The 21403-nt window shown below is 72.4% G+C and carries 19 protein-coding genes; 9 read left to right on the forward strand and 10 right to left on the reverse strand.

Annotated features, from left to right (window positions below; all coding sequences use genetic code 11):
- Positions 1 to 6: 6 nt before the first annotated feature.
- Complete coding sequence (locus M8542_RS24130; protein WP_257922500.1) at positions 7 to 726, forward strand: DUF742 domain-containing protein; 720 nt, start codon at positions 7 to 9, stop codon at positions 724 to 726.
- Positions 707 to 1318 (forward strand): GTP-binding protein, encoded by a 612-nt coding sequence (locus M8542_RS24135; RefSeq protein WP_257922501.1) that lies wholly within the window; start codon positions 707 to 709, stop codon positions 1316 to 1318. The genes M8542_RS24130 and M8542_RS24135 overlap by 20 nt, the downstream gene beginning before the upstream one ends.
- Before the next feature lie 38 nt (positions 1319 to 1356).
- Here M8542_RS24135 and M8542_RS24140 read toward each other — a convergent pair whose 3' ends face one another.
- The 4 genes from M8542_RS24140 to M8542_RS24155 form a co-directional block, all read right to left on the reverse strand.
- Entirely contained in the window at positions 1357 to 1917 is a 561-nt protein-coding gene (locus M8542_RS24140) for a dihydrofolate reductase family protein (RefSeq protein ID WP_257922502.1), read from the reverse strand.
- Between the two features lie 77 nt (positions 1918 to 1994).
- Positions 1995 to 2633, reverse strand: coding sequence for a DUF899 domain-containing protein (locus M8542_RS24145; RefSeq protein WP_257922503.1), 639 nt, complete (start codon positions 2631 to 2633; stop codon positions 1995 to 1997).
- Positions 2630 to 3067, reverse strand: a complete 438-nt coding sequence (locus M8542_RS24150; RefSeq protein ID WP_257922504.1) for an SRPBCC family protein — start codon at positions 3065 to 3067, stop codon at positions 2630 to 2632. The genes M8542_RS24145 and M8542_RS24150 overlap by 4 nt, the downstream gene beginning before the upstream one ends.
- Positions 3060 to 3389 carry an ArsR/SmtB family transcription factor gene (locus M8542_RS24155; protein WP_257922505.1) on the reverse strand — a complete coding sequence of 110 codons (330 nt, stop codon included), beginning with the start codon at positions 3387 to 3389 and terminating at the stop codon, positions 3060 to 3062. The genes M8542_RS24150 and M8542_RS24155 overlap by 8 nt, the downstream gene beginning before the upstream one ends.
- 137 nt (positions 3390 to 3526) lie before the next feature.
- Between M8542_RS24155 and icmF the strand changes: the two genes are divergently transcribed.
- Positions 3527 to 6760, forward strand: a complete 3234-nt coding sequence (gene icmF, locus M8542_RS24160; protein ID WP_257922506.1) for a fused isobutyryl-CoA mutase/GTPase IcmF — start codon at positions 3527 to 3529, stop codon at positions 6758 to 6760.
- Between the two features lie 29 nt (positions 6761 to 6789).
- Here icmF and M8542_RS24165 read toward each other — a convergent pair whose 3' ends face one another.
- Both M8542_RS24165 and M8542_RS24170 read right to left on the reverse strand, forming a co-directional pair.
- Positions 6790 to 7341 carry a hypothetical protein gene (locus M8542_RS24165; RefSeq protein ID WP_257922507.1) on the reverse strand — a complete coding sequence of 184 codons (552 nt, stop codon included), beginning with the start codon at positions 7339 to 7341 and terminating at the stop codon, positions 6790 to 6792.
- An 18-nt stretch (positions 7342 to 7359) separates the two neighbouring features.
- Positions 7360 to 8043: a class I SAM-dependent methyltransferase gene (locus M8542_RS24170; protein WP_257922508.1), complete on the reverse strand. Its 684-nt coding sequence runs from the start codon at positions 8041 to 8043 to the stop codon at positions 7360 to 7362.
- A 77-nt stretch (positions 8044 to 8120) separates the two neighbouring features.
- Here M8542_RS24170 and M8542_RS24175 point away from each other — a divergent pair, with 77 nt between their 5' ends.
- Positions 8121 to 8951 (forward strand): LLM class F420-dependent oxidoreductase, encoded by an 831-nt coding sequence (locus M8542_RS24175; RefSeq protein ID WP_257922509.1) that lies wholly within the window; start codon positions 8121 to 8123, stop codon positions 8949 to 8951.
- Here the strand turns inward: M8542_RS24175 and M8542_RS24180 are convergent.
- Positions 8905 to 9597, reverse strand: a complete 693-nt coding sequence (locus M8542_RS24180; RefSeq protein ID WP_257922510.1) for a maleylpyruvate isomerase family mycothiol-dependent enzyme — start codon at positions 9595 to 9597, stop codon at positions 8905 to 8907. The two genes, M8542_RS24175 and M8542_RS24180, sit on opposite strands and share 47 nt — an antisense overlap.
- Positions 9594 to 10232: a cholesterol catabolism transcriptional regulator KstR gene (kstR, locus tag M8542_RS24185; RefSeq protein WP_257922511.1), complete on the reverse strand. Its 639-nt coding sequence runs from the start codon at positions 10230 to 10232 to the stop codon at positions 9594 to 9596. The genes M8542_RS24180 and kstR overlap by 4 nt, the downstream gene beginning before the upstream one ends.
- A 140-nt stretch (positions 10233 to 10372) precedes the next feature.
- Here kstR and M8542_RS24190 point away from each other — a divergent pair, with 140 nt between their 5' ends.
- From M8542_RS24190 to M8542_RS24200, 3 genes are all read left to right on the forward strand, one after another.
- On the forward strand, positions 10373 to 12436 hold the full coding sequence (locus tag M8542_RS24190; RefSeq protein ID WP_257922512.1) for an acyl-CoA dehydrogenase family protein: 2064 nt from the start codon (positions 10373 to 10375) through the stop codon (positions 12434 to 12436).
- A gap of 249 nt (positions 12437 to 12685) precedes the next feature.
- Positions 12686 to 15571, forward strand: a complete 2886-nt coding sequence (locus M8542_RS24195) for a DEAD/DEAH box helicase (RefSeq protein ID WP_257922513.1) — start codon at positions 12686 to 12688, stop codon at positions 15569 to 15571.
- Entirely contained in the window at positions 15571 to 16731 is a 1161-nt protein-coding gene (locus M8542_RS24200; RefSeq protein ID WP_257922514.1) for an SWIM zinc finger family protein, read from the forward strand. Before M8542_RS24195 ends, M8542_RS24200 begins: the two co-directional genes overlap by 1 nt.
- Here the strand turns inward: M8542_RS24200 and M8542_RS24205 are convergent.
- Positions 16725 to 17957, reverse strand: coding sequence for an alpha/beta hydrolase (locus M8542_RS24205; RefSeq protein WP_257922515.1), 1233 nt, complete (start codon positions 17955 to 17957; stop codon positions 16725 to 16727). The genes M8542_RS24200 and M8542_RS24205 overlap by 7 nt on opposite strands.
- Positions 17958 to 18022: 65 nt before the next feature.
- Here M8542_RS24205 and M8542_RS24210 point away from each other — a divergent pair, with 65 nt between their 5' ends.
- Positions 18023 to 19414 (forward strand): WS/DGAT/MGAT family O-acyltransferase, encoded by a 1392-nt coding sequence (locus M8542_RS24210; RefSeq protein WP_257922516.1) that lies wholly within the window; start codon positions 18023 to 18025, stop codon positions 19412 to 19414.
- On the opposite strand, the gene M8542_RS24215 is transcribed toward M8542_RS24210, so the two are convergent.
- The gene (locus M8542_RS24215; RefSeq protein ID WP_257922517.1) at positions 19411 to 20265 is read right to left on the reverse strand and encodes an alpha/beta fold hydrolase; all 855 of its coding nucleotides are present in this window, start codon (positions 20263 to 20265) and stop codon (positions 19411 to 19413) included. The genes M8542_RS24210 and M8542_RS24215 overlap by 4 nt on opposite strands.
- A gap of 87 nt (positions 20266 to 20352) precedes the next feature.
- Here M8542_RS24215 and M8542_RS24220 point away from each other — a divergent pair, with 87 nt between their 5' ends.
- Positions 20353 to 21399 carry an acyl-CoA dehydrogenase family protein gene (locus M8542_RS24220; RefSeq protein WP_257922518.1) on the forward strand — a complete coding sequence of 349 codons (1047 nt, stop codon included), beginning with the start codon at positions 20353 to 20355 and terminating at the stop codon, positions 21397 to 21399.
- Positions 21400 to 21403: the final 4 nt, after the last annotated feature.

Below are 21403 nucleotides of genomic sequence, written 5' to 3' on the forward strand. Positions count from 1 at the left end.
GGCGCGATGAGCACGGGGTCCGGATCTTTCGGTGAACCACCGGAGGCGGCGTACAACGCCTCCGGCGCAGGGGACGACGGCACGTTCGCCGACGTCCTCAACGGGTTCACCCTGGATTCCGGCCGTGCCCGCCGGAAGCGCAAGAAGAACAAGGAGTCCCCGCCACCCCCGGCCGCCGGTGCGCACGCGGCCGCGGAACCGCCGGCGCCAGCGCCGTCGGCCGACCAAGGAGATCGAGTGACCTCTTTAGTCTCTCCACCCGGCAGTACCGACGGGGACGCCCCCAGACCAGGTGGTTTGTTCGACCCGGGCCCGCCCAGCGGCGAGTTCGTCATGCCCGCGGTGTTCGAACAGCCGCCCGCGCCGGAGGAGCTGACGGCCATCGTCCGGCCCTACGCGCTGACCGGCGGCCGCACGCGGGCGAACTACGCCCTGGAGCTGGAGACACTGATCTCCGCGAAGGACTACGCTGCCACCGGTGGCTTCCCCGAGGTGGCCGCGGAGCAGATCGAGTGCGTCTCGATCATGGAAGAGTGCCGGACCCCCCGTTCGGTCGCCGAGATCGTTTCGGCGCTGCGGGTGCCGCTGGGGGTGGCCCGGGTGCTGATCAGCGACGCGGCCGACGCGGGGCTGGTCACGGTGCACAAGACGATTACGGGCAATGACGGCGCCGAGGCACATCTGGTGTTGATGGAAAGGGTTTTGAGTGGACTCCGTCGGCTTTAAGGCACCGCGGGACACCGCGCCCCCGACCATGACATCCGCCAAGATCGTGGTGGCGGGCGGCTTCGGCGCGGGCAAGACCACGTTCGTCGGGTCGGTGTCGGAGATCGTGCCGCTCACCACCGAGGCGATGATGACCGACGCGAGCGTCGGCGTCGACAACCTCGACCACACGCCGGGCAAGGCGACGACCACGGTGGCGATGGACTTCGGCCGCGTCTCGCTCGACGCGGACCTGATCCTCTACCTGTTCGGCACGCCCGGGCAGCAGCGGTTCTGGTTCATGTGGGACGACCTGGTCCGCGGCGCCATCGGCGCGGTCGTGCTGGCCGACACCCGCCGGCTCGCCGACTCGTTCGCGCCGATCGACTTCTTCGAAGACCGCGGTCTGCCGTACATCGTCGGCATCAACACGTTCGACGGCGTGTTGGAGCACGACATCAACGACGTGCGCGAGGCCCTGTCGATCGACCCGAACATCCCGATCGTCCGCTGCGACGCCCGGGACCGCGAGTCGACGAAGCAGACGCTGATCACGCTGGTCGAGTACGCGATGCGCCAGTGGATCGCGCTGCGGGCCGCCAAGTCCCGCTGACCCGCGAGGGCCCGGGGGAGCGCCCCGGGCCCGGCGAGTCACGCCCGGCGGTACCGCAGCAGCACGATCCGGCCGTCGAACACGCGCGATTCGACGAGTTCGAGGCCGAGCCGGGCCGTGCCCTCGGCGAACGGCCGTTTCGCGCCGCCCAGGACCACCGGGTGCACGAACACCTGGTACTCGTCGATCAGCCCTTCGGCGGTCAGCGCCGCGGCCAGCTCGCCGCCGCCCATCAGCAGCACGTTGCCGCCGGGTTCCGCCTTGAGCGCGGTGACGGCCTCGGTCAGGTCGCCGCCGACGACCCGCGTGTTCCAGTCCGCCTTCTCCAGCGTCCGCGAGAACACGATCTTCGGCGTCTGGTGCCAGACCGGCGCGAAGGCGATGTCGTGCGGGTCGTCCGCGGTGGTCAGGGCGTCCGGCCAGTAGGACGACATCATGTCCCAGACCTTCCGCCCGTAGGCGAACTCGCCGCTGTTCGCGGTCAGCTCGAGCGAGTGTTCCGACAGTTCCGGGCCCATGAAGGCCCAGTCGAACTCCCCGTTCGGGCCCTCGACGCAGCCGTCGAGCGACGTGTGGACCAAATAGACGATTTCGCGCATGGCAGTCTCCTCGTGCGGTGGTTTCGCGAGGAGGTCGGAGCCGCCCGCGCGGACCGGACACGGTCCACGGAAACTTTTCAGTATTCGTCGTGGCGGCGCCACCAGGCGCCCGGCGCGTCCTCGCCGCGGCTGTCCTCTTCCCACGCCTCCTGGCGGCCCAGCGGCGTGACGTCGAGGTAGCGGTGCGAGGCGAGGAACATCTCGCCGCCGCGCCCGGTGGTGAAGTACGTGCGGAACACGTCGTCGCCCTCGCGCAGGAACACGCTCACGCCGAAGCCCGCGCCGACGCCGCAGTCCTCGGTGAACGCGCTGCCGTGCGCGGACACCCACGGCACGTCCCAGCCCATCCGCGCCTTGTACCGCTCGATCTCGGCGAGCGTCGCGGGCGCGACGACCTCGAGCGTGACGTCGCGGGCGTGCAGGTGGGCCAGGTGCGGCAGGTTGTCGACGATCAGGGAGCAGCCCGGGCAGCCGGCCTCGTCGCCCGGGTGCAGCATGAAGTGGTAGACGATCAGCTGGCGGCGGCCGTCGAAGAGGTCGAGCAGGGTCACCGGCCCGTCGGCGCCCTCGAAGCGGTAGTCCGCGGCGAAGCGGACCATCGGCAGCCGGCGGCGTTCGGCGGCGAGGCGGTCGGCCGCCTTCATGTGCGCTTTCTCCTTGACCAGCAGCGCGTCGCGCGCGGCCTGCCACTCTTCGGCGGAGACGATCGCGGTCATCGGTTTTCCTCTCCTCGGGTGCGGACGTAGCGGGTCAGGTCGTCGAAGCAGGAGGCCCAGCCTTCGTCGTGGTTGTCGCGCTCGGCGACCTCCGGGAAGCCGGTCTGGACGAACGTCATCTCGGTCTTGCCGTCGAGGTCGGTGAACCCGATGCGCACCAGCGTCTCGAAGGCCGCGTCGTCCCAGGCGAAGGTGAACTCGAGCCGTTCGGGAGCGGCCAGCTCGCGGTAGACGCCGGACATCCAGTGCTCTTCGCCTTCGGCGGAGCGGATGCAGGCCCGCCAGCGGCCGCCTTCGCGGGTGTCGAGGGTGACGGCGCAGCCGGTGAAGCCGGCCGGGCCGAGCCAGCTCGCCAGCTGGTCCGGCTCGGTCCAGGCGGCGAAGACGAGCTCACGCGGGGCGTCGAACACGCGGGTGATCGCCAGCTCAGGCATCGCCGGTCAGGCCCTTCAGGTGCTCCTCGAGGCGGTCGAACCCGCCGTCCCAGAACCGGCGGTAGGCGCCGACCCAGTCCGAGACGTCTTCGAGGGGTTTCGCCTCCAGCCGGCAGGGCCGCCACTGGCGGGTGCGGCCGCGGGTGATCAGCCCGGCCTGTTCGAGCACCTTCAGGTGCCGCGAAACCGCGGGCAGGCTCATCGGGAAGGGCTCGGCCAGCTCGTTCACCGTCGCTTCGCCGGCCGACAGCCGGGTGAGGATGGCGCGCCGGGTGGGGTCGGCGAGGGCGGCGAACGTGCGGCTCAGCTGGTCAGTCGTCATTTCAGCACCTTGTTAATTAACGGATGCGTTAAACATAGCGCCGAACAGGGCAGTGTCAAGTTCTCCTCGGTGGCCCTGAGATCCGCGTCACGGGTCCTCGGGTTTCCAATAGTAGGAAGTCAAAGTATTTTGGAGGGATGAGCAGCGAGCTGTACCGCCCCGTGCACCCCGTCCGGTTCGTCACGTCGTCGAGCCTCTTCGACGGCCACGACGCGTCGATCAACATCATGCGGCGGATTCTGCAGTCGCAGGGCGCGGAGGTCGTCCACCTCGGGCACAACCGGTCGGTCGACGAGGTCGCCACCGCGGCCATCGCCGAGGACGTCCAGGGGGTCGCCATCTCGGCCTACCAGGGTGGGCACGTCGAGTACTTCTCCTACCTGGTCGAGCTGCTGCGCGAGCGCGGCGCCGGGCACATCAAGGTCTTCGGCGGCGGGGGCGGGGTGATCGTGCGCGAGGAGATCGAGCTGCTGCACTCGCGCGGCGTCGCCCGCATCTTCTCGCCGGAGGACGGCTACGAGATGGGCCTGCCGGGCATGATCAACTCGATGATCAAGGCCTGCGACGTCGACCTCGCGGCCGAAGCCCCGGCGCTGGACAAGGTGCTCTCCGGCGACGTCGCCGCGCTCTCGCGCGTCGTCACCCAGCTGCAGGCGGAGAAGCTGCCCGCCGAGCTGCTCACCGGCATCACCGAAGCCGCGGGGAAGCGGGAGGTGCCGGTCCTGGGCATCACCGGCACCGGCGGCTCGGGCAAGTCGTCGCTCACCGACGAGCTGATCCGCCGCTTCCGCCTCGACCAGGAGGACAAGCTGCGGATCGCGGTGCTCGCCGTCGACCCGTCGCGGCGCAAGGGCGGCGGCGCGCTGCTCGGCGACCGCATCCGGATGAACTGCCTCGACGGCTCGCCGGTGTACTTCCGCTCGCTGGCCACGCGCACGACGTCCGGCGAGATCCCGGCCGGGCTCAGCGAAGCCATCCTGGCCTGCAAGGCCGCCGGGTACGACCTGGTGATCGTCGAGACGCCGGGCATCGGCCAGGGCGACGCCGGCATCGTCGACTTCGTCGACAACTCGCTGTACGTGATGACGCCGGAGTTCGGCGCCGCGTCGCAGCTGGAGAAGATCGACATGCTCGACTTCGCCGACGTCGTCGCGATCAACAAGTTCGAGCGCCGCGGCGCCGACGACGCCCGCCGCGACGTCGCGCGCCAGCTGGTGCGCAACCGCGAGGCGTTCGACTCCGGCCCCGACGACATGCCGGTGTACGGCACGAGCGCGGCGAAGTTCAACGACGACGGCGTCACCGCGCTGTACCAGCACCTGCGCGGCATGCTCGCCGAGCGCGGGCTGACCGTCTCGGCCGGCACGCTGCCCCGGATCGAGGGCAAGGTCTCGACCGACGCGTCGACGGTCATCCCGGGCACCCGGGCCCGCTACCTGGCCGACATCTCCGAAACCGTGCGGGGTTACCACGCGAAGACCGACGCGCAGGTCGCCGCGGTCCGCAAGCGCGAAGCACTGGCGCTGGCGCAGGGCGAACTGTCCAAGGTGGACGCCTCGACCGACGCGCTCGACGGGCTGCTCGCCGCGGCCGAGTCCGATGTGGACGGCGAGTCGACGAAGCTCCTCTCGCGCTTCCGCGAGCTGGCCGAGGAGTACCGCCAGGACGAGCTGGTCGTGAAGATCCGCGACAAGGAGCTGCGCACGCAGCTGTGGCGCGACACGTTGTCCGGCAACCGGATCCCGCGGGTCGCCCTGCCGCGGTACGCCGAGTCCGGCGAGCTGCTGTCGTTCCTGCGCCGCGAGAACCTGCCGGGCTACTTCCCGTACACCGCGGGTGTTTTCCCGTTCAAGCGCGAGGGCGAAGACCCGGCGCGCATGTTCGCCGGCGAGGGCGACGCGTTCCGCACCAACCGCCGGTTCAAGCTGCTCTCGGCCGACTCCGAGGCCAAGCGCCTCTCGACGGCGTTCGACTCGGTGACCCTCTACGGCCACGACCCCGACACGCGCCCGGACATCTACGGCAAGGTCGGCACGTCGGGTGTCTCGATCGCGTCGCTGGAGGACATGAAGGTCCTCTACGACGGCTTCGACCTGACCGCGCCGAACACGTCGGTGTCGATGACCATCAACGGCCCGGCGCCGACGATCCTGGCCTTCTTCCTCAACACCGCGATCGACCAGAAGCTTTCGGACTTCCGCGACGAGCACGGCCGCGAGCCGTCCGACGCCGAGGCCGCCGAGCTGCGCGAGTGGGCGCTTCGCAATGTCCGCGGCACGGTCCAGGCGGACATCCTCAAGGAGGACCAGGGGCAGAACACCTGCATCTTCTCCACGGAGTTCAGCCTGCGGATGATGGCCGACATCCAGGAGTGGTTCATCGAGCACGGCGTCCGCAACTTCTACTCGGTCTCGATTTCGGGTTACCACATCGCCGAGGCCGGGGCGAACCCGATCTCGCAGCTGGCCTTCACGCTGTCCAACGGGTTCACCTACGTCGAGTCGTACCTGGCGCGTGGCATGGACATCGACGACTTCGCGCCGAACCTGTCGTTCTTCTTCTCCAACGGCATGGACGCGGAGTACTCGGTGCTCGGCCGGGTGGCGCGGCGGATCTGGGCCGTGGCCATGCGCGAGCGCTACGGCGCGAACGAGCGGTCGCAGAAGCTCAAGTACCACGTGCAGACCTCGGGCCGGTCGCTGCACGCGCAGGAGATGAGCTTCAACGACATCCGCACCACGCTGCAGGCGCTGTGCGCGCTGTACGACAACGCGAACTCCCTGCACACCAACGCGTTCGACGAGGCGATCACGACGCCGTCGGAGTCGTCGGTGCGCCGCGCGATGGCCATCCAGATGATCATCAACAAGGAGTGGGGCCTGTCGAAGAACGAGAACCCGCTGCAGGGCTCGTTCGTCATCGACGAGCTGACCGACCTGGTCGAAGAGGCCGTGCTGCTGGAGTTCGACCGGATCAGCGAGCGCGGCGGCGTGCTCGGCGCGATGGAGACGGGTTACCAGCGCGGCAAGATCCAGGACGAGTCCATCCTGTACGAGCGCAAGAAGCACGACGGCTCGCTGCCGATCATCGGCGTCAACACCTTCCGCAACCCCCGTTCGGGCGAGGACGAGATCGAGGTCGAGCTCGCGCGGGCCACGGACGAGGAGAAGAAGTCGCAGCTGGACCGGCTGGCGGACTTCCAGCACCGCAACCACGAAGAGGCCCAGCAGGCGCTGAAGGCGTTGCGCGAAGCGGCCACCCGCGGCGGCAACTTGTTCGGCGTGCTGATGGACGCGGCGCGAGTCTGCTCGCTCGGCCAGATCACCGAGGCGTTCTTCGAGGTGGGGGGCCAGTACCGCCGCAACGTCTAACCGGTCACGGCCGGCCGAGGACTCGAGGATCAGGCCCAGAACGCGGCCACGAAGCGGGCGATGCCGGATTCATCCTGCGCCAGCTCCCGGGCCGCTTCGGCCACGGTCTCGGGCGTGAACTCCCGCGCGGCCGTGGTGGCGAAGCTCAGCAGCAGGTACGTGCTGACGAAGCGCGTGGCGACCCGGTCGGCGGCCGGCTGCGGGAGGTCCAGCTCGGCGCGCAGGTCCTTGGCGACGAGCTCGGCGGCGGCGCTCGGCGCCCCGGCGCCGGGCAGGGGAAGCTCGGCCGAGGCGAGCGCGTGCCGCAGCGCGATCTCCGGGACCGGCCGGCCGGCGGCGAGCTCGGCGCGGGTCCGCGCCGGGCTCAGCCCCGCCGTCCAGCCGGTCGCGAGCGGACCGGTCGCCAGCGCCGGCACGACCTCGACGAGCCAGTTGGGCACCAGGCCTTCCGGCAGCTCCGCCGCGCGGACCCGGTGGTCGAGCCGGGCGGCCTCGGCGAGCTGCTCGTCCTGCGCCGGTGAGCCGGTCTTGACGAGCAAGCCGGCCAAGCGCCGCACGGTGGCAGTGCTCGCCGAGGTCATCCGGGCAGCGTAGCCAGCTCAGCGGCGGACCGCCTTCAGCTGCCACACCGGGACGAGCACCCGGCCGTCCGCGTCGGTGCTCAGCCGCGCCAGCCCCTCGGGGTCCACGTCCAGCATCGTCCGGACGCTCTGCCGCAGCTCTTCGGGTGTCATCGACGTCGTGTAGACCGCCGGCTCCAGCGATTCGATCGTCCAGTCCTTGCCGATGGTCTCGCGCAGGTTGGCCTCGCTGATCAGGTACGGCGCCGGGAAGGCGTCCGGCACGTGCGGCGAGAACGCGAACAAGTGCAGCCGGGCGCCCGGCCGCGTCGCCCGGGTGAGCGCGGCGAGGTACTGGTGCCGCTGGTCCTCGTCGAGGCAGTGGTAGAGCGCGCTGTCGAGGACCGTGTCGAAGCGGTTCTCGTAGCCTTCGAGCTTCGTCGCGTCGGCGAGCGCGAAGGTGACCTCCGGCGTGCGGGCGCGGGCCTGCTCGAGGGCCGTCGGCGCGCCGTCCAGCCCGGTGACGCTCAGCCCCCGCGACGCGAGGAACGCCGAGTTGTCGCCGAGGCCGCAGCCGATGTCGAGCACCTCGCCGGTGAACTCGCCGGCGTCGGCCAGCGCGACGACGGCGGGCTGCGGCGCGCCGATGTCCCACGGCATCTTGCTGCCCATCGGGGTGGTGCCCTGGTAGAGCTCTTCGAAGTCGACGTCCGGTACGGTCATGACTACCCCCTTATTCAACGTATGATGAGATGACTCCATCGTGCACCGGTTGTCAACTTGGTGGTAGGTCTGAGGGTATGAAGTTCGGGATTTCGACGTTCGTGACCGACGAGGGCATCCGGCCGGACGTGCTGGGCGCGGCACTGGAGGAACGCGGGTTCGACTCGCTGTGGCTGGCCGAGCACTCGCACATCCCCGTGAGCCGGGAGAGCCCGTACCCGGGTGGGGGTGACCTGCCGGAGAAGTACAAGCGCACGCTCGACCCGTTCGTGGCGCTGACCGCCGCGGCCACCGCGACGTCGGAGCTGCTGCTGGGCACCGGGATCGCGCTGCTGATCCAGCGTGACCTGATCCACACGGCCAAGGAGGTCGCCTCGCTCGACGTGGTTTCCGAGGGGCGCGCGCTGTTCGGCGTCGGCGTCGGCTGGAACCGCGAGGAGATGCGCAACCACGGCACGGACCCGAAGACCCGCGGCGCGCTGATCGACGAGCAGCTGGGGGCGCTGAAGGAGATCTGGACGAAGGACGAGGCCGAGTTCCACGGCAAGCACGTCGACTTCGACCCGATCTACGCCTGGCCGAAGCCGGTGCGCAAGCCGCACCCGCCCATCTACATCGGCGGCGAGAGCGAAGCGGCCCTGAACCGCTTGGCCCGCTACGGCGACGGCTGGCTGCTTCGCGGCCACACGCACTTCGACGAGGCCAAGCGAGTCCGAGGCTGGCTCGCCGACCAGGGTCGTCCGGAAGTGGAGTTCGCGGTCTTCGGCGGCGACACCCGCGCGAAGATCATCGACGGCTTCCGCGAAGCGGGCGTCGAGCGGTACACGTTCCTGCTGGAGACGCTGCCGGAGGCGGAGACGCTCAAGGCGCTGGACGAGCTGGCCGAGGTGGCCGCCGCCCACCGGTGACGGGCCACGGCCCCAGCTCCGGGAGGTCGCCGGCGAGCCCAGCGCCGGTGGTCCGCCCGGAAAGCCAGGCCGCGAGAGCACGCACGGATCCGGTCACCTCGGTGCGGCCGGAGCCCCAGCGATGCTCGCCGGCTTGGATCGCCAGCCCGGCCGGCAGCCGGTCCTGCAGGAAGTCCACGGCGTGATGGCAGAAGTCGCCGGGCCAGTCGGTGACGCCGATGCCGACGTCGAGGTCGACGGCGTGGATCCAGACTTCGCGCCAGCGCGCGAAGACGGTGCTGGAGAGCTTGCCGTCGCGGTAGTCGACGTGCTGGTCCCAGTCCGTCACGCGGGCCCACGCGTCTTCGAGGCGGACGGAGTGCCGGAGCAGGTCTCGCCGGTGTGCTTCGGCGGTGCGGCCCGCGGTGGCCTCGATGATGGCGTCCCGGTCGTGCGTCTTCGGGTCGTAGAGCGGGATCAGCACGCCGCGCAGGGCGTTCTCGACCAGGTCGGCGAGCGCGCGTCCGGCGTCGGTGACGTGGGCGAGCACGTGCCCGCGCGTCCAGCCGGGCAGCGGGGACGCGGCGCGGACCTGCTCGTCGGTCAACGGCTCGAGCGCGCGGTGCAGCCGGCTGTGGGCCTCGGCGACCGCCGCTGCCGGGATCACTTGTCGAGCAGCAGGTGCACCGACAGCTCGAGGCGGTTGGCGACGTCGGCCGCCGAGGCGCGCCGCGTCACCCAGGCCACCAGGTTCGCCATCCAGACGTCCGCGACGACGTGGAAGATGTCGCGGTCGGCCTCGGTCGGCTCGGAGATGCCCATCGCCTGAGCGAACATGTTCTCCATCAGCCGGCCGACCTGCTCGACCTCGGCGGCCGCGGAGGTGTCGGCGAACATGAACGCGCGGACCATCGCCTCGGTCAGGTGCGGGTCGCGCTGCATGAGCCGGGTGTTGCGGCCGAGCACGAACATCAACCGCTCGGCCGGGGTCTCGCCGGGGATGGCCGAGCGTTCCAGCTTCTCCTGCGCGCGCTCGAACTCGCGCGCCAGCCCGGAGACCAGCAGGTGGATCTTCGACGGGAAGTACCGGTAGAGCGTGCCGAGGGCGACGTCGGCCTTCTCCGCGACCGCCCGCATCTGCACGGCGTCGTAGCCGCCCTTGGAGGCCAGGGCGAGGGTCGCGTCGATGATCCGGCGCCGCCGGTCGCGCTGGGCGGCCGAGCCGAGCTCGTCCGCGCCGATCGCGCTCAGGCCGTTACCGCGTGCCTTCGCCGGCGCTTTGGCTTTGCCGGGCATCGGCATTCCCCCGTCCTTCGGAACTTGTTCCAGTTCACGACGTAGAGTACCTGTCCTGGCGAAACGTTCAACCAGTGACCCACTGGCCGAAAAACTGTAACACGTTCTACACTCGCGAGTAGTGTCCCGTACCGCGAGGAGGCCCGATGCCGGTCGCGCTCACCGAGGAACAGGCCGCGCTGGCCGAGGCGATCCACGCCTGGTCCGCCGCGCACCACCCCCGCGAGGCGGTGCGCGCGGCGGAAACCGGTGGTCACGCGGGCCTTCCCGCGGGCTTCGCCGGGCTCGGGCTGTTCGGCGTCGCGCTGCCGCCCGCCCTCGGCGGCGCCGACGGCACGGTCGCCGACCTCGCCGCCGGGCTGGCCGCGGCCGCCGAAGAACTCGTTCCCGGTCCGGTGCTCGGCACCGCGCTCGGCGGCCTGCTGCTGGCCGAGGTCGCCGCGGCGAAGGAGCTGCTCCCGGCGCTCGCCGAGGGCGAGGCCACGATGGCGGTCCTGCTGGACGCGCCGTCGCTCGAGGACGGCGTCAGCGGGCCGGTGCCCGGCGCCGGCCCGGGTTCCTGGCTGCTCGTGCCGGTCGAGGGCGGGCACGTGCTGCTCGCGCCGGGCACGCCCGGGGTGCGCGTCGAGCCGCTGGCACCGTTCGACTTCTCGCGGCCGCTGGCGCGGATCCGGTTCTCGGGTGTGCGCGCCGACGACGTCCTCAGCCTGCCTTCGGTCCCCGAGGCGGCGGCGACGCTGGCCGCCGCGGAAGCCGCGGGCGTGGCGCGCCGCTGCCTGACCGTCGCCGTCGAGTACGCGAAGGTCCGCGAGCAGTTCGGCAAGCCGATCGGCGGGTTCCAGGCCGTCAAGCACCTGTGCGCGGAGATGCTCTGCCGCGCCGAGGCGGCCGAAGCGCTGGCCTGGGACGCGGCGTCCGGACGGCACCCCCTGTCGGTGGCGAGCGCGGCCGTCGTGGCCCTCGACGCCGCGGTGGCCAACGCCAAGGACTGCGTCCAGGTGCTCGGCGGGATCGGGTTCACCTGGGAGCACGACGCGCACCTCTACCTGCGCCGGGCCCTGGCGCTGCGGCAGTGGCTCGGCGGTACTTCGCCGTGGCGGCGGCAGGCGGCTTCGCTGGCCCTCGCCGGGACCGAGCCGACGCTGAGCGTCGACGTCGGCGAAGACCCCGCGCTGCGGGAGGAAGCCGCGCGGATCGCCGGGCTTTCCGGCGCCGCGCAGCGCGTCGCACTGGCCGACGCCGGACTGCTGACGCCGCACTGGCCGGCGCCGTTCGGGCGAGGCGCGGACGCGGCCGGGCAGCTGCGGATCGACGCCGCGCTGACGGCCGCCGGGGTCCGCCGGCCCGACCTGGTGATCGGCGCCTGGGCGGTGCCGACGATCCTCGAGCACGGCGACGACGAGCAGCGCCGGCGGTTCGCCCGGCCCACCCTGCGCGGTGAGATCACCTGGTGCCAGCTGTTCAGCGAGCCCGGGGCGGGCTCGGACCTGGCGGCGTTGCGGACCGCGGCCCGGCGCGTCGAGGGCGGCTGGCGGCTGAGCGGGCAGAAGGTGTGGACGTCGCTCGCGCGCGAAGCCGACTGGGCGATCTGCCTGGCCCGCACCGATCCCGCCGTCCCGAAGCACAAGGGCATCACGTACTTCCTGGTGGACATGCGCGCCGAGGGCATCACGACGCGGCCGCTGCGGGAGATCACCGGCGAGGCCGTGTTCAACGAGGTGTTCCTCGACGACGTGTTCGTGCCGGACGCGGACGTGGTCGGCGTTCCGGGCGGCGGCTGGCGGCTGGCGCGCACGACCCTGGCGAACGAGCGGGTCGCCATCGGGAGCGGTTCGGCGGTGGGGGAGAGCGTCCAGGCCTTGGTGTCCACTGTGGACGCTTCGGTGCTGGACGACGTCGCGCTCGACCGGCTCGGGTCACTGGTGGCGTTCGGGGTCGCGGGGTCCGTGCTGGACCTGCGGGCGGCGCTGCGCCGGCTGGAGGGGCAGGACCCGGGCGCGGAGTCGAGCGTGCGGAAGCTGCTGGGCGTGCGGCACCGGCAGGACGTCGCGGAGTACGCGGTGGAGCTGGCCGGCGCGGGCGCGCTGCTCGCGGACAACGCGGCCCAGCACGAGTTCCTGCTGACCCGCTGCCTGTCCATCGCAGGCGGCACAACCCAAGTCCTGCTTTCCCTCACCGCCGAACGCCTCCTCGGCCTCCCACGCGGCTGATGCCCCGCCAAACACACGTGATGCCTCCCCAATCACACGAGATGCCCTTCCAATCACGCGAGATGCCCGTCTGATCACACGAGTTCCGTCTCCAATCACGCGAGTTCCGGCTTCGATCACGCGAGTCCCGTCTCTGATCACGCGAGTCGCGGCCCGGAGCACGGGTGGGCCGGGTTCGCGGGCGGCGCGAAAGGACCGTTCGCGCCGCCGGGGCCGAAACTGTCGGTGGCGTGTTCTAGCGTTGCGGTCGTGGAGTTCAGCGCAGACACCCAGGCCACCTACCTCCCCGCGGATCCCCCGCGGGAGGGCGTGCTGGCCTTGTGGGGCGAAGACGTGGCCGGCGGGACCACGATCGAGCTCGTGCTGCCCCGGGGCGCGAAGTTCGCGCGCACGAAGGTGGACGCGGAGCTGGTCCCGCTCGAGCGCGCGCTGCCCCGGCTGCTCGCGGTGGGGGAGGCGGCGAGCCCGGCCGTGGCGGCGTGGTCGGCCGCCGTCAACGCGGGGGTGAACCTCGTCGCGCGGGGGCGGCTGCGGCCGGCCTCCTCGCCCGGCGGGGCTGCGGCCTGGCGGATCGGCCCGCTCGACGCCGCCGACGAAGAGCTGCTGCGCGGCCTGGCCGGCGCCTTGCCGCCGGAGGCATACGCGCTGCCGTTGACCGGGCTGAAACGCATCCGGCTGCACTCGCCGGATTCGCTCGTCCGGGCGCTCTGGGACGCGACGGCGGACCTGCTGGTCCGCAGCCCGGCGGCGCCGGTCGGCGCGGGTGATCCGGCGTTCGCGGCCCGCGAACCGGCGTTGCTCGGCCCGGACGGCGCGGCCTGGCTCGCGGAGCTGGAGGCCCGCGAGCCGCGCGGCGTGCAGGTGCTGCTGCGGGTCGAGGGCCGGGACGACGACACGTTCGCCGGGGTGCTGGCGGTGCGCAGCGTCGTGGAGCCGAGCCTGGTGGTGGAGGCGTCGACGCTGTGGGACGCGCCGGACGCGGTGCTGAACCGGCTCGGCGACCAGGTCGAGACCCAGCTGCTGCTCGGCCTGCGCCGGGGCGCGCGGGCGTGGGCGCCGCTGGAGCGGGTGCTGGCCCAGCCGTCGCCGGCGGAGCTGCCGCTGACCGACGACGACGTGGTCGGCCTCCTCACCGACGGCAGCCGCGAGCTCGGCGGCGCGGGCATCGAGGTGCTCTGGTCGAAGGGGCTGTTCGCGGGCGAGGTGAAGGCGAAGGCGAGCGCGACGCAGGCGCCGGCGAGTGTCACGGAGGCGGAGTTCGCGCTGCGGAGCCTGCTGGAGTTCCGCTGGCAGCTCAGCCTGGGCGGCGAGGAGCTGACGCCGGCCGAGGTCGCGGCGCTGGCCGAGGCGAAGCGGCCGCTGGTGAGGCTGCGCGGGCAGTGGGTCCGGGTGGATCCGCAGCTGCTGGCCCGGGTCCGCGGCCGCACCCGCAAGCTGGAGGCGGGCGAGGCTCTGGCCGCGGCGCTGACCGGTGAGCTGGAGCTGGACGGCGAACGCGTGGAGTTCGCGGCCCCGCCGGCGCTGGGCGGGCTGGCCGCGCGCATCCGGGACCGCGACGGCGCGGCGGTGCCCCCACCGCCGGGCCTGCGGGCGACGCTGCGGCCGTACCAGCAGGCGGGCCTGGCCTGGCTGGCGACGATGACGGGCCTGGGGCTGGGGGCTTGCCTCGCCGACGACATGGGCCTGGGCAAGACGATCCAGCTGATCGCGCTGCACCTGCACCGCCAGGCGGCGGCCCGAGCCGGTGCGGCTGTGGCGGACTTCGCGGAGTCGCCGGTCGGCGGCAACCTGCGGCTGGTGCCGGCAGAGGAATCGGCCACCGACCAGGCCGAGCCGACGAACCTCGCCGAGCCGATGGCCGCAGCCCGCGAACCGTCGTCGACCGCTGGGCCGACGCTGGTCATCTGCCCCACCTCCCTGCTCGGCAACTGGGAGCGCGAGTTCGCCCGCTTCGCGCCCCACATCCCCGTCCGGCGGTTCCACGGCGGCAGCCGGCACCTCGACGACCTCGCGCCCGACGAAGTCGTCCTGGCCACCTACGGCGTCCTCCGCCGCGATCGCGAGACCCTGTCCGAAGTGGACTGGGGACTCCTCGCCGCCGACGAGGCGCAGCACGTCAAGAACCCCCTGTCCGCCACCGCCAAGGAACTCCGGAAGATCCCCGCGCGGGCCAAGGTCGCGCTCACCGGCACCCCGGTCGAAAACCGGCTCACCGAGCTGTGGTCCATTGTGGACTGGACCACACCCGGTCTGCTCGGACCGCTCGACCGCTTCCGCCGCACCGTCGCGCGCCCGATCGAGCGCGACCGCGACAAGGCGGTCACCGAACGGCTCGCCGCCACCGTGCGGCCGTTCCTCCTGCGGCGGCGCAAGTCCGACCCGGACATCGCCCCTGAGCTGCCACCCAAGACCGAGACCGACCGGTTCGTCCCGCTCACCGCCGAGCAGACGACCCTCTACGAAGCGGTCGTGCGCGAGAACCTCGCCGAGATCCGCGAGAGCCACGGCATCAAGCGGCGCGGCCAGGTCCTGCAGCTGCTCACCGAGCTCAAGCAGATCTGCAACCACCCGGCGCAGTTCCTCAAGGAGCCGCACGGCGCGCTCACCGGCCGCTCCGGCAAGCTCGCCGCGTTCGAGGAGCTCCTCGACGTGATCCTCGACGAGGGCGAGAGCGTGCTCGTCTTCAGCCAGTACGTCCAGCTCTGCCGGCTCCTGGAACGCCGGCTCATCGACCGAGGCCTGCCCACCGAGCTGCTCTCCGGCGAGAGCTCGCCGGCGAAACGCCAGGACATGGTCGACCGGTTCCAGGCCGGCGAAATCCCCGTCTTCCTGCTGTCGCTGAAGGCGGGCGGCGTCGGGCTCAACCTGACCCGGGCCACCCACGTGATCCACTACGACCGCTGGTGGAACCCGGCGGTGGAGGACCAGGCCACCGACCGCGCGTACCGCATCGGCCAGGACCGGCCCGTCCAGGTGCACCGGCTGATCGCCGAGGGCACCCTCGAGGAGCGGATCGCGCAGGTGCTGGAGAAGAAGCGCGGGCTCGCCGAGTCGATCGTCGGCGCGGGGGAGGACTGGATCACCGAGCTCTCCGACGACGAGCTCGCCGACCTCGTCCGGCTCGGGAGCGGGTGATGCCGCCCCGCCGGAACTTCGGCGCCACGTGGTGGGGCCGAGCTTGGGTCGACGCGCTGGAGCAGCGGGCGAAGCTCGACCCGAACCGGCTGCCCCGCGGGCGGACGTACGCGCGCAAGGGCACCGTCAGCGAGCTGCACGTCGGCGGCGGGGAGGTCACCGCGCGGGTGCGCGGCAGCCGTCCGACGCCCTACAAGGTGACGATCGCCATGCGCACCTTCACCGAAGGCGAGTGGGACACGCTCCTCGGCGTGGTCGGCACCCGGCTCGGGCACGCGGCCGCGTTGCTCGACGGCGAACTGCCGGCCGCGCTCGCCGAGCAGGCCCGCGAGGCCGGCGCCGACCTGCTGCCCGGCCCGGGTGACCTGCGGCCGCGGTGTTCGTGCCCGGACTCGGCCAACCCGTGCAAGCACGTCGCGGCGGTGTACTACCTGGTCGCCGACGAGGTGGACCGCGACCCGTTCACGCTGTTCCTGCTGCGCGGCCGCCCGCGCGCGGACGTGCTGGCCGAGCTGCGCGCCCGCCGGTCCCCGACGCGGGGCGAACGCCCGAAGCTGCCGAAGCGCGGCGACGAGGGCCTCACCCCGCGCGCGGCCTTCGCACGCCGTCCGGGCGCGATCCCGGCGTTGCCCCCGCCACCGCGGACGGCCGGGCCCCCGGCAGTCCTGGACCTGGACCCGCCGCCGAGCACGGGCTGGACGGCGGCGGCCTTGTCCGGCCTGGCGGCCGACGCGGCATCGTTGGCCCGGGACCTGCTGGTCGGCGGCGTGACGGCGGTGGAGCTGACGTTCGAGGAAGACCTGTCCCGCCGCGCGGCGGGTCGGTCGGCCCTGGAGATCGCGGCCCTGGCGACGGCGGCCGGCGTCGCCCCGCGAGACCTGGTCCGCTGGGCGGAGGCCTGGCGCGAAGCCGGCCGCGGCGGCCTTGCCGCGCTGAAGGAAGCGTGGCAGCCGGGCCGGGGCCCGCTCGCCGAGGCCGAGGCGGTCCTGGCCGACGCGGGCCTCCCGGGCACGCCGAAAGCCTGGCGCAACCGCCTGACCCAAGGCGGGCTCCAGCTGCGCTACGGCCGCGACGCCCGCTGGTACCGCTTCATCCGCTCGGGCGCGGAGTGGCGCCTCGACGGCCCACCCTCGGCCAGCCCGGTGGACCTCGCCTACTGACCGGCCTTCCAGGCGTTGTACGTGTAGTCCAGGAACCGCGCCACCCCGCGCACCACGTGCGCGCTCCGCACGGACGTGAACACGTCGAAAGCGTGCTGGGCCCCGGCCAGCTCGGCGTAAGCCACCGGCTGCCGCGACTTCTCCCGCAGCCGCCGGACGAACTCGCGGGCCTCGCGCACCGGCACCAGCGAGTCGGCCCGGCCGTGGATCACGAAGAACGGCGGCGCGTCCGAGGAAATCCGGTCCAGCGGGGACGCCGCGACGTAGTCGTCGAGGTGGTTGACCGGGTCGTGGTCCGGCGCGAACACCCGGCGCGCGATCAGGCTCTCCAGGCGGTACTGGCTCGCCCGGGAGCCCGACGTCGCCGCGAAGTCGTAGACGCCGTAGTGCGGCACGCACGCCTGGACGCTCGTGTCCACGTCCTCGAACTCCGGCTGCAGCGCCGGGTCGTTCTGCGACAGCGCCAGCAGCGCCGACAGGTGCCCGCCCGCCGAGCCGCCCGTCACCGCCACGAACCGCGGATCGCCGCCGTAGCCGGCGATCTCGGACCGGACCCACGCCAGCGCCTGCTTCGCGGCGATGATGTGCGCCGGCCAGTGGTGGGCCGGTGAGAGCGGGTAGTTGATCGCGACGCACACCCAGCCGCGGCGGGCCAGGTAGCGCATCAGCGGCCGGCCCTGCTCCTCCTTGTTGCCGATCATCCACGCGCCACCGTGCACCTGCAGCAGCACCGGGGCGCCCGAAACCGGCGTCGAAGGCCGGTAGACGTCGAGCAGGAACCGCTTGCCACCGGGGGCGTAGGCGATGTTGCGGTCGACCCGGACGTCCGGCGCGCCCATCCGGAACGGCAACGCCAGCTCGCCCCACGGCAGCCCCAGGTCGGAGCGGCCCAGGTCGGCCGCGTAGTCCTCGCCCAGCGCTTCGGTGAGCGCGTGCTCGATCTCCTCGCGGGCACCGTGGCCCGTGCGGATCAGCGCGCCCAGCCCGGCGGCCGACGCGGCGGCCATCGCGAGCCCCGCCTGCGTCGAACGGTCGCGCACGCCGTGGCGTGCCACGTGGGCCAGGGAGTCCACCGCCGTCAACGCCAGCAGCTGCGGCGCGAGCTCCCCGGTCAGCCAGCCGGCAAAGAACACCGGGATCGTGGTGGACCGGGCCCGCGAGGGGCGGAGCGCGTTCGCCGTGAGGCCGAGCTGGACCGCGCGACGGATCAGGAAGTTCGGCTGCACCACCGCGATGATACCGGCGAGTAGGTCGACGCGCCGCTCACCGGAAGTGGCTTACGCTGATCGCCATGCAGAGACTGAGCGGCCTCGACGCGAGCTTCCTCTACCTCGAGACGCCGGCCCAGGTCCTGCACGTCTGCGGGCTGCTCGTCCTCGACGGCTCGACCGTCCCCGGCGGCTACACCTTCGCGAAACTCGAGGAAAAGCTCGACGAACGAGTCCGGAAGATCCCGGCATTCCGCCGCAAACTCCACAATCCGCTCTGGAACGTCGGGCATCCCGTGTGGATCGAAGACGAGGACTTCGACCTCGACCACCACGTGCACCGCATCGGCGTGCCCGCGCCCGGCGACCGTGTCGAGCTGGCCGAGCTGTGCGCGCACATCGCCGGTCAGCAGCTCGACCGCGCGCACCCGCTGTGGCAGCTCTACGTCATCGAGGGCCTGGCCGACGGCCAGATCGCCGTGCTGCTCAAGATGCACCACGCGAGCGTCGACGGCGTGAGCGGCGCGAGCCTGATCACCTACCTCGCCGGGGTCGAGCCCGACGCCCCGGCGCCGGAGGTCGACGAGCCGGGCAACCTCGCGATGCCCTCGGCGCTGAACCTGCTCCGCACCGGCGTCGAGAGTGTCGCGAGACGGCCGATCGAGGTCGCGCGCCTGCTGCCCGACCTGCTGGGCCTGGTCCCGCGCTGGCTCGGGAAAGCCCTGCGGGGCAAGGGGATGCCGGTGCCGTTCACCGCGCCGAGGACGTCGTTGAACGGCACGATCACCGGCCACCGCAGCGTTGCCTTCGCCCAGCTCGACCTCGACGAGGTCAAGGCCGTGAAGAACGCCTTCGGGGTCACGGTGAACGACGTCGTGCTCGCGCTGGTCGCCGGCGCGCTGCGGACCTTCCTCGACGCGCGCGGCGACCTGCCGGACGACCCGCTGGTGGCGACCGTCCCGGTCTCGGTGCACGACCGGACCGAACGCGACCACGGCAGCAACAAGGTGTCGGCCTTCTTCGCGTCCTTGCCGACGCACCTGGCCGACCCGGCCGCCCGCGTGTTCTTCCTGGCCGAGGCCAACCGGCTCTCGAAGGACCACCACTACGACATCGACGCCGACATGCTGCAGGACTGGGCGCAGTTCTCCGCCGCGACGGCGTTCGGCCTCGCCGTGCGCGCGTACTCGGCGCTGCGGCTGGCCGAAAAGCACCCGGTGGTGCACAACCTGGTCGTCTCGAACGTCCCCGGCCCGCCGATGCCGCTGTACCTGCTCGGCGCGCGGATCACCGGGCTCTACCCGCTCGGGCCGGTCTTCCACGGCGCCGGGCTGAATGTCACGGTCCTGTCGAACGCCGGGAAGGTGCACGTCGGCCTGCTGGGGGCGAAGGAGCTGGTCAAGGACCTGTGGCCGCTCGCCGACGCGCTCCCGGAGGCGCTGTCCGAGCTGCTGAAGGCCGCGCCCGCCGCCTAGTGCACCGAGGCGACCGCCGCCAGGAACGCCGGCACCCATCGGTCGGCGGCGAGGACGCAGGCGGCGTGCCCGGCCGCCACCTCGTAGGTCGCCGCGCCGGGGATCCGGTGGGCGAGTGACCGCTGGTGCCCGGGCGCGATGAACCGGTCCCGGGTGGTCACCACGACCGCGGCAGGCAGGTGCAGGGAAGACAGCCAGCGCGTCGAGTCGAACCGGCCGATCTCGTCGACGGCGACGGCGATCTCCCACGGCGTGGTCGAGCGGAACTCGCGCAGTCCCCACCGGGCGTCCTCGACGCGGCGGCGTGGCTCGCCGGGCACGACCGGGAGCTTCACCCGCTCGCGCAGCTGCCGCAGCGTCCGGCCGAAGACGTCGAGCGCGACGCGCTGCCGCAGGCCGCGGCGGAAGTTGCTCGCGGTCGAACACAGCACCAGACCGGTAACACGTTCTGGTTCGGCGTGGGCGACGAGCTGGCCCACCATGCCGCCCATCGAGTAGCCGGCCAGGGCGAACCGGTCGAGGCCGAGCGCGTCCGCGACCGCCGTGACGTCTTCGGCGCAGTCGGCGAGCCGGAACTCCGGCGAGCGGATGCCGCGGCCGTGCCAGCGCTGGTCGAACACGACGACGCGGTGGTGGCGCGCCAGCCCTTCGAGGGCCGGATACCAGGTCAGCAAGCCCGTGCAGGCCACGGAGTGCAGGAGGACGAGCGCGGGCGCGTCGCGCGGGCCGACGTCGGTGACCACGGTCCGGCCGCGGCCGGGCAGCTCGAGTGGCACCGGGTCGGGCACGCCGGCGGTCGGCGGCACGGTGATCAACCGCCGCCGGCCGCCGGCCGGGTCGGTCACCGCCATCCACTCCTCCGCAGGGGGTTGCCGTGCTGCCCTCTTCCGGTTAAGACTAGAACAGGTTTCAGTATTGCGCCGATCCGGAGGACAGGCGTGGACTTCACCCTTGACGATACGCAGACCGAGATCGCCGCCCTCGCCGCGAAGGTCTTGGCCACCGACGACGACCCGTGGCGAGCTTTGGCGGCTTCGGGCCTGCTGGCTCTCGCGCTGCCCCCGGACCTGGAAGGCGACGGGCTGGGCATCGCGGAGATCGCGCAGGTCCTCACCGAGGTCGGCCGCGCCGCCGCGCCGGTGCCCGCCTACGCCGCCCTGGCGCTGGGGGTCCTGCCGGTCGAGACGCTCGGCACCCCCGCCCAGCGCGCGCAGCTCCTGCCGCCGGTGGCCGCGGGCGAGGCCGTGCTGACCGCGGCCCTGCACGAGCCGTCGGCGCCACTCACCGGCGAGCCGGCCGCGACCGCCCGCGCCGAGGGCGGTAAGTGGCTGCTCACCGGCGTGAAGACCGCCGTCCCGTACGCGAGCGAGGCCACCCGGATCCTGACCCCGGTGTCGACCCCGCACGGCACCGCCGTCTACCTCGTCGACCCGCGTGCCGACGGCGTCACGCTGGTGCCGACGCCGAACTCCGCGGGCACTCCGGAGTGCACGGTGCGGCTCGAGAACGTCGCCGTCGAGGAGGCCGACCTCCTGTTCGACCGGGGCGCCGTCGCGGCGCTGCACCGGTTCGCGCTCGCGGGCGCGCTGGCGGTCGGCGACGGGCTCCTGGCCGGCGCGCTGGCGTTGACGGTGAAGCACGTGGGCGAACGCACCCAGTTCGGCCGGCCGCTGGCGACGTTCCAGGCCGTCGCCGGGCAGATCGCCGACGTCTACGTCGCCGCGCGGACCGTCCACCTCGCCGTCACGTCGGCGATCTGGCGGCTGTCGGCCGGCCTCGACGCGGACGCCGAACTCGACATCGCCGCCTACTGGCTCGCCGCCCAGGCGCCGCGAGCGCTGGCGACCTGCCACCACCTGCACGGCGGCGTCGGTGTCGACGAAACCTACCCGCTGCACCGGTATTCGTCGGCGGTCAAGGACCTCGTCCGGGCCCTCGGCGGCGCCGGGCACCGGCTCGGCAAGCTCGGCGAAGGGATGCGGTGAGCGG

Origin of the sequence: Amycolatopsis iheyensis, from assembly GCF_024703995.1 — a bacterium.
Taxonomy (GTDB): domain Bacteria; phylum Actinomycetota; class Actinomycetes; order Mycobacteriales; family Pseudonocardiaceae; genus Amycolatopsis; species Amycolatopsis iheyensis.

Coding starts and splice junctions, on each gene's coding strand:
- M8542_RS24130 (WP_257922500.1), top strand. CDS start 7: ATGAGCACGGGGTCCGGATCTTTCGGTGAACCACCGGAGGCGGCGTAC.
- M8542_RS24140 (WP_257922502.1), bottom strand. CDS start 1,917: ATGCGCGAAATCGTCTATTTGGTCCACACGTCGCTCGACGGCTGCGTC.
- M8542_RS24145 (WP_257922503.1), bottom strand. CDS start 2,633: ATGACCGCGATCGTCTCCGCCGAAGAGTGGCAGGCCGCGCGCGACGCG.
- M8542_RS24150 (WP_257922504.1), bottom strand. CDS start 3,067: ATGCCTGAGCTGGCGATCACCCGCGTGTTCGACGCCCCGCGTGAGCTC.
- M8542_RS24155 (WP_257922505.1), bottom strand. CDS start 3,389: ATGACGACTGACCAGCTGAGCCGCACGTTCGCCGCCCTCGCCGACCCC.
- icmF (WP_257922506.1), top strand. CDS start 3,527: ATGAGCAGCGAGCTGTACCGCCCCGTGCACCCCGTCCGGTTCGTCACG.
- M8542_RS24165 (WP_257922507.1), bottom strand. CDS start 7,341: ATGACCTCGGCGAGCACTGCCACCGTGCGGCGCTTGGCCGGCTTGCTC.
- M8542_RS24170 (WP_257922508.1), bottom strand. CDS start 8,043: ATGACCGTACCGGACGTCGACTTCGAAGAGCTCTACCAGGGCACCACC.
- M8542_RS24175 (WP_257922509.1), top strand. CDS start 8,121: ATGAAGTTCGGGATTTCGACGTTCGTGACCGACGAGGGCATCCGGCCG.
- kstR (WP_257922511.1), bottom strand. CDS start 10,232: ATGCCGATGCCCGGCAAAGCCAAAGCGCCGGCGAAGGCACGCGGTAAC.
- M8542_RS24190 (WP_257922512.1), top strand. CDS start 10,373: ATGCCGGTCGCGCTCACCGAGGAACAGGCCGCGCTGGCCGAGGCGATC.
- M8542_RS24200 (WP_257922514.1), top strand. CDS start 15,571: ATGCCGCCCCGCCGGAACTTCGGCGCCACGTGGTGGGGCCGAGCTTGG.
- M8542_RS24210 (WP_257922516.1), top strand. CDS start 18,023: ATGCAGAGACTGAGCGGCCTCGACGCGAGCTTCCTCTACCTCGAGACG.
- M8542_RS24215 (WP_257922517.1), bottom strand. CDS start 20,265: ATGGCGGTGACCGACCCGGCCGGCGGCCGGCGGCGGTTGATCACCGTG.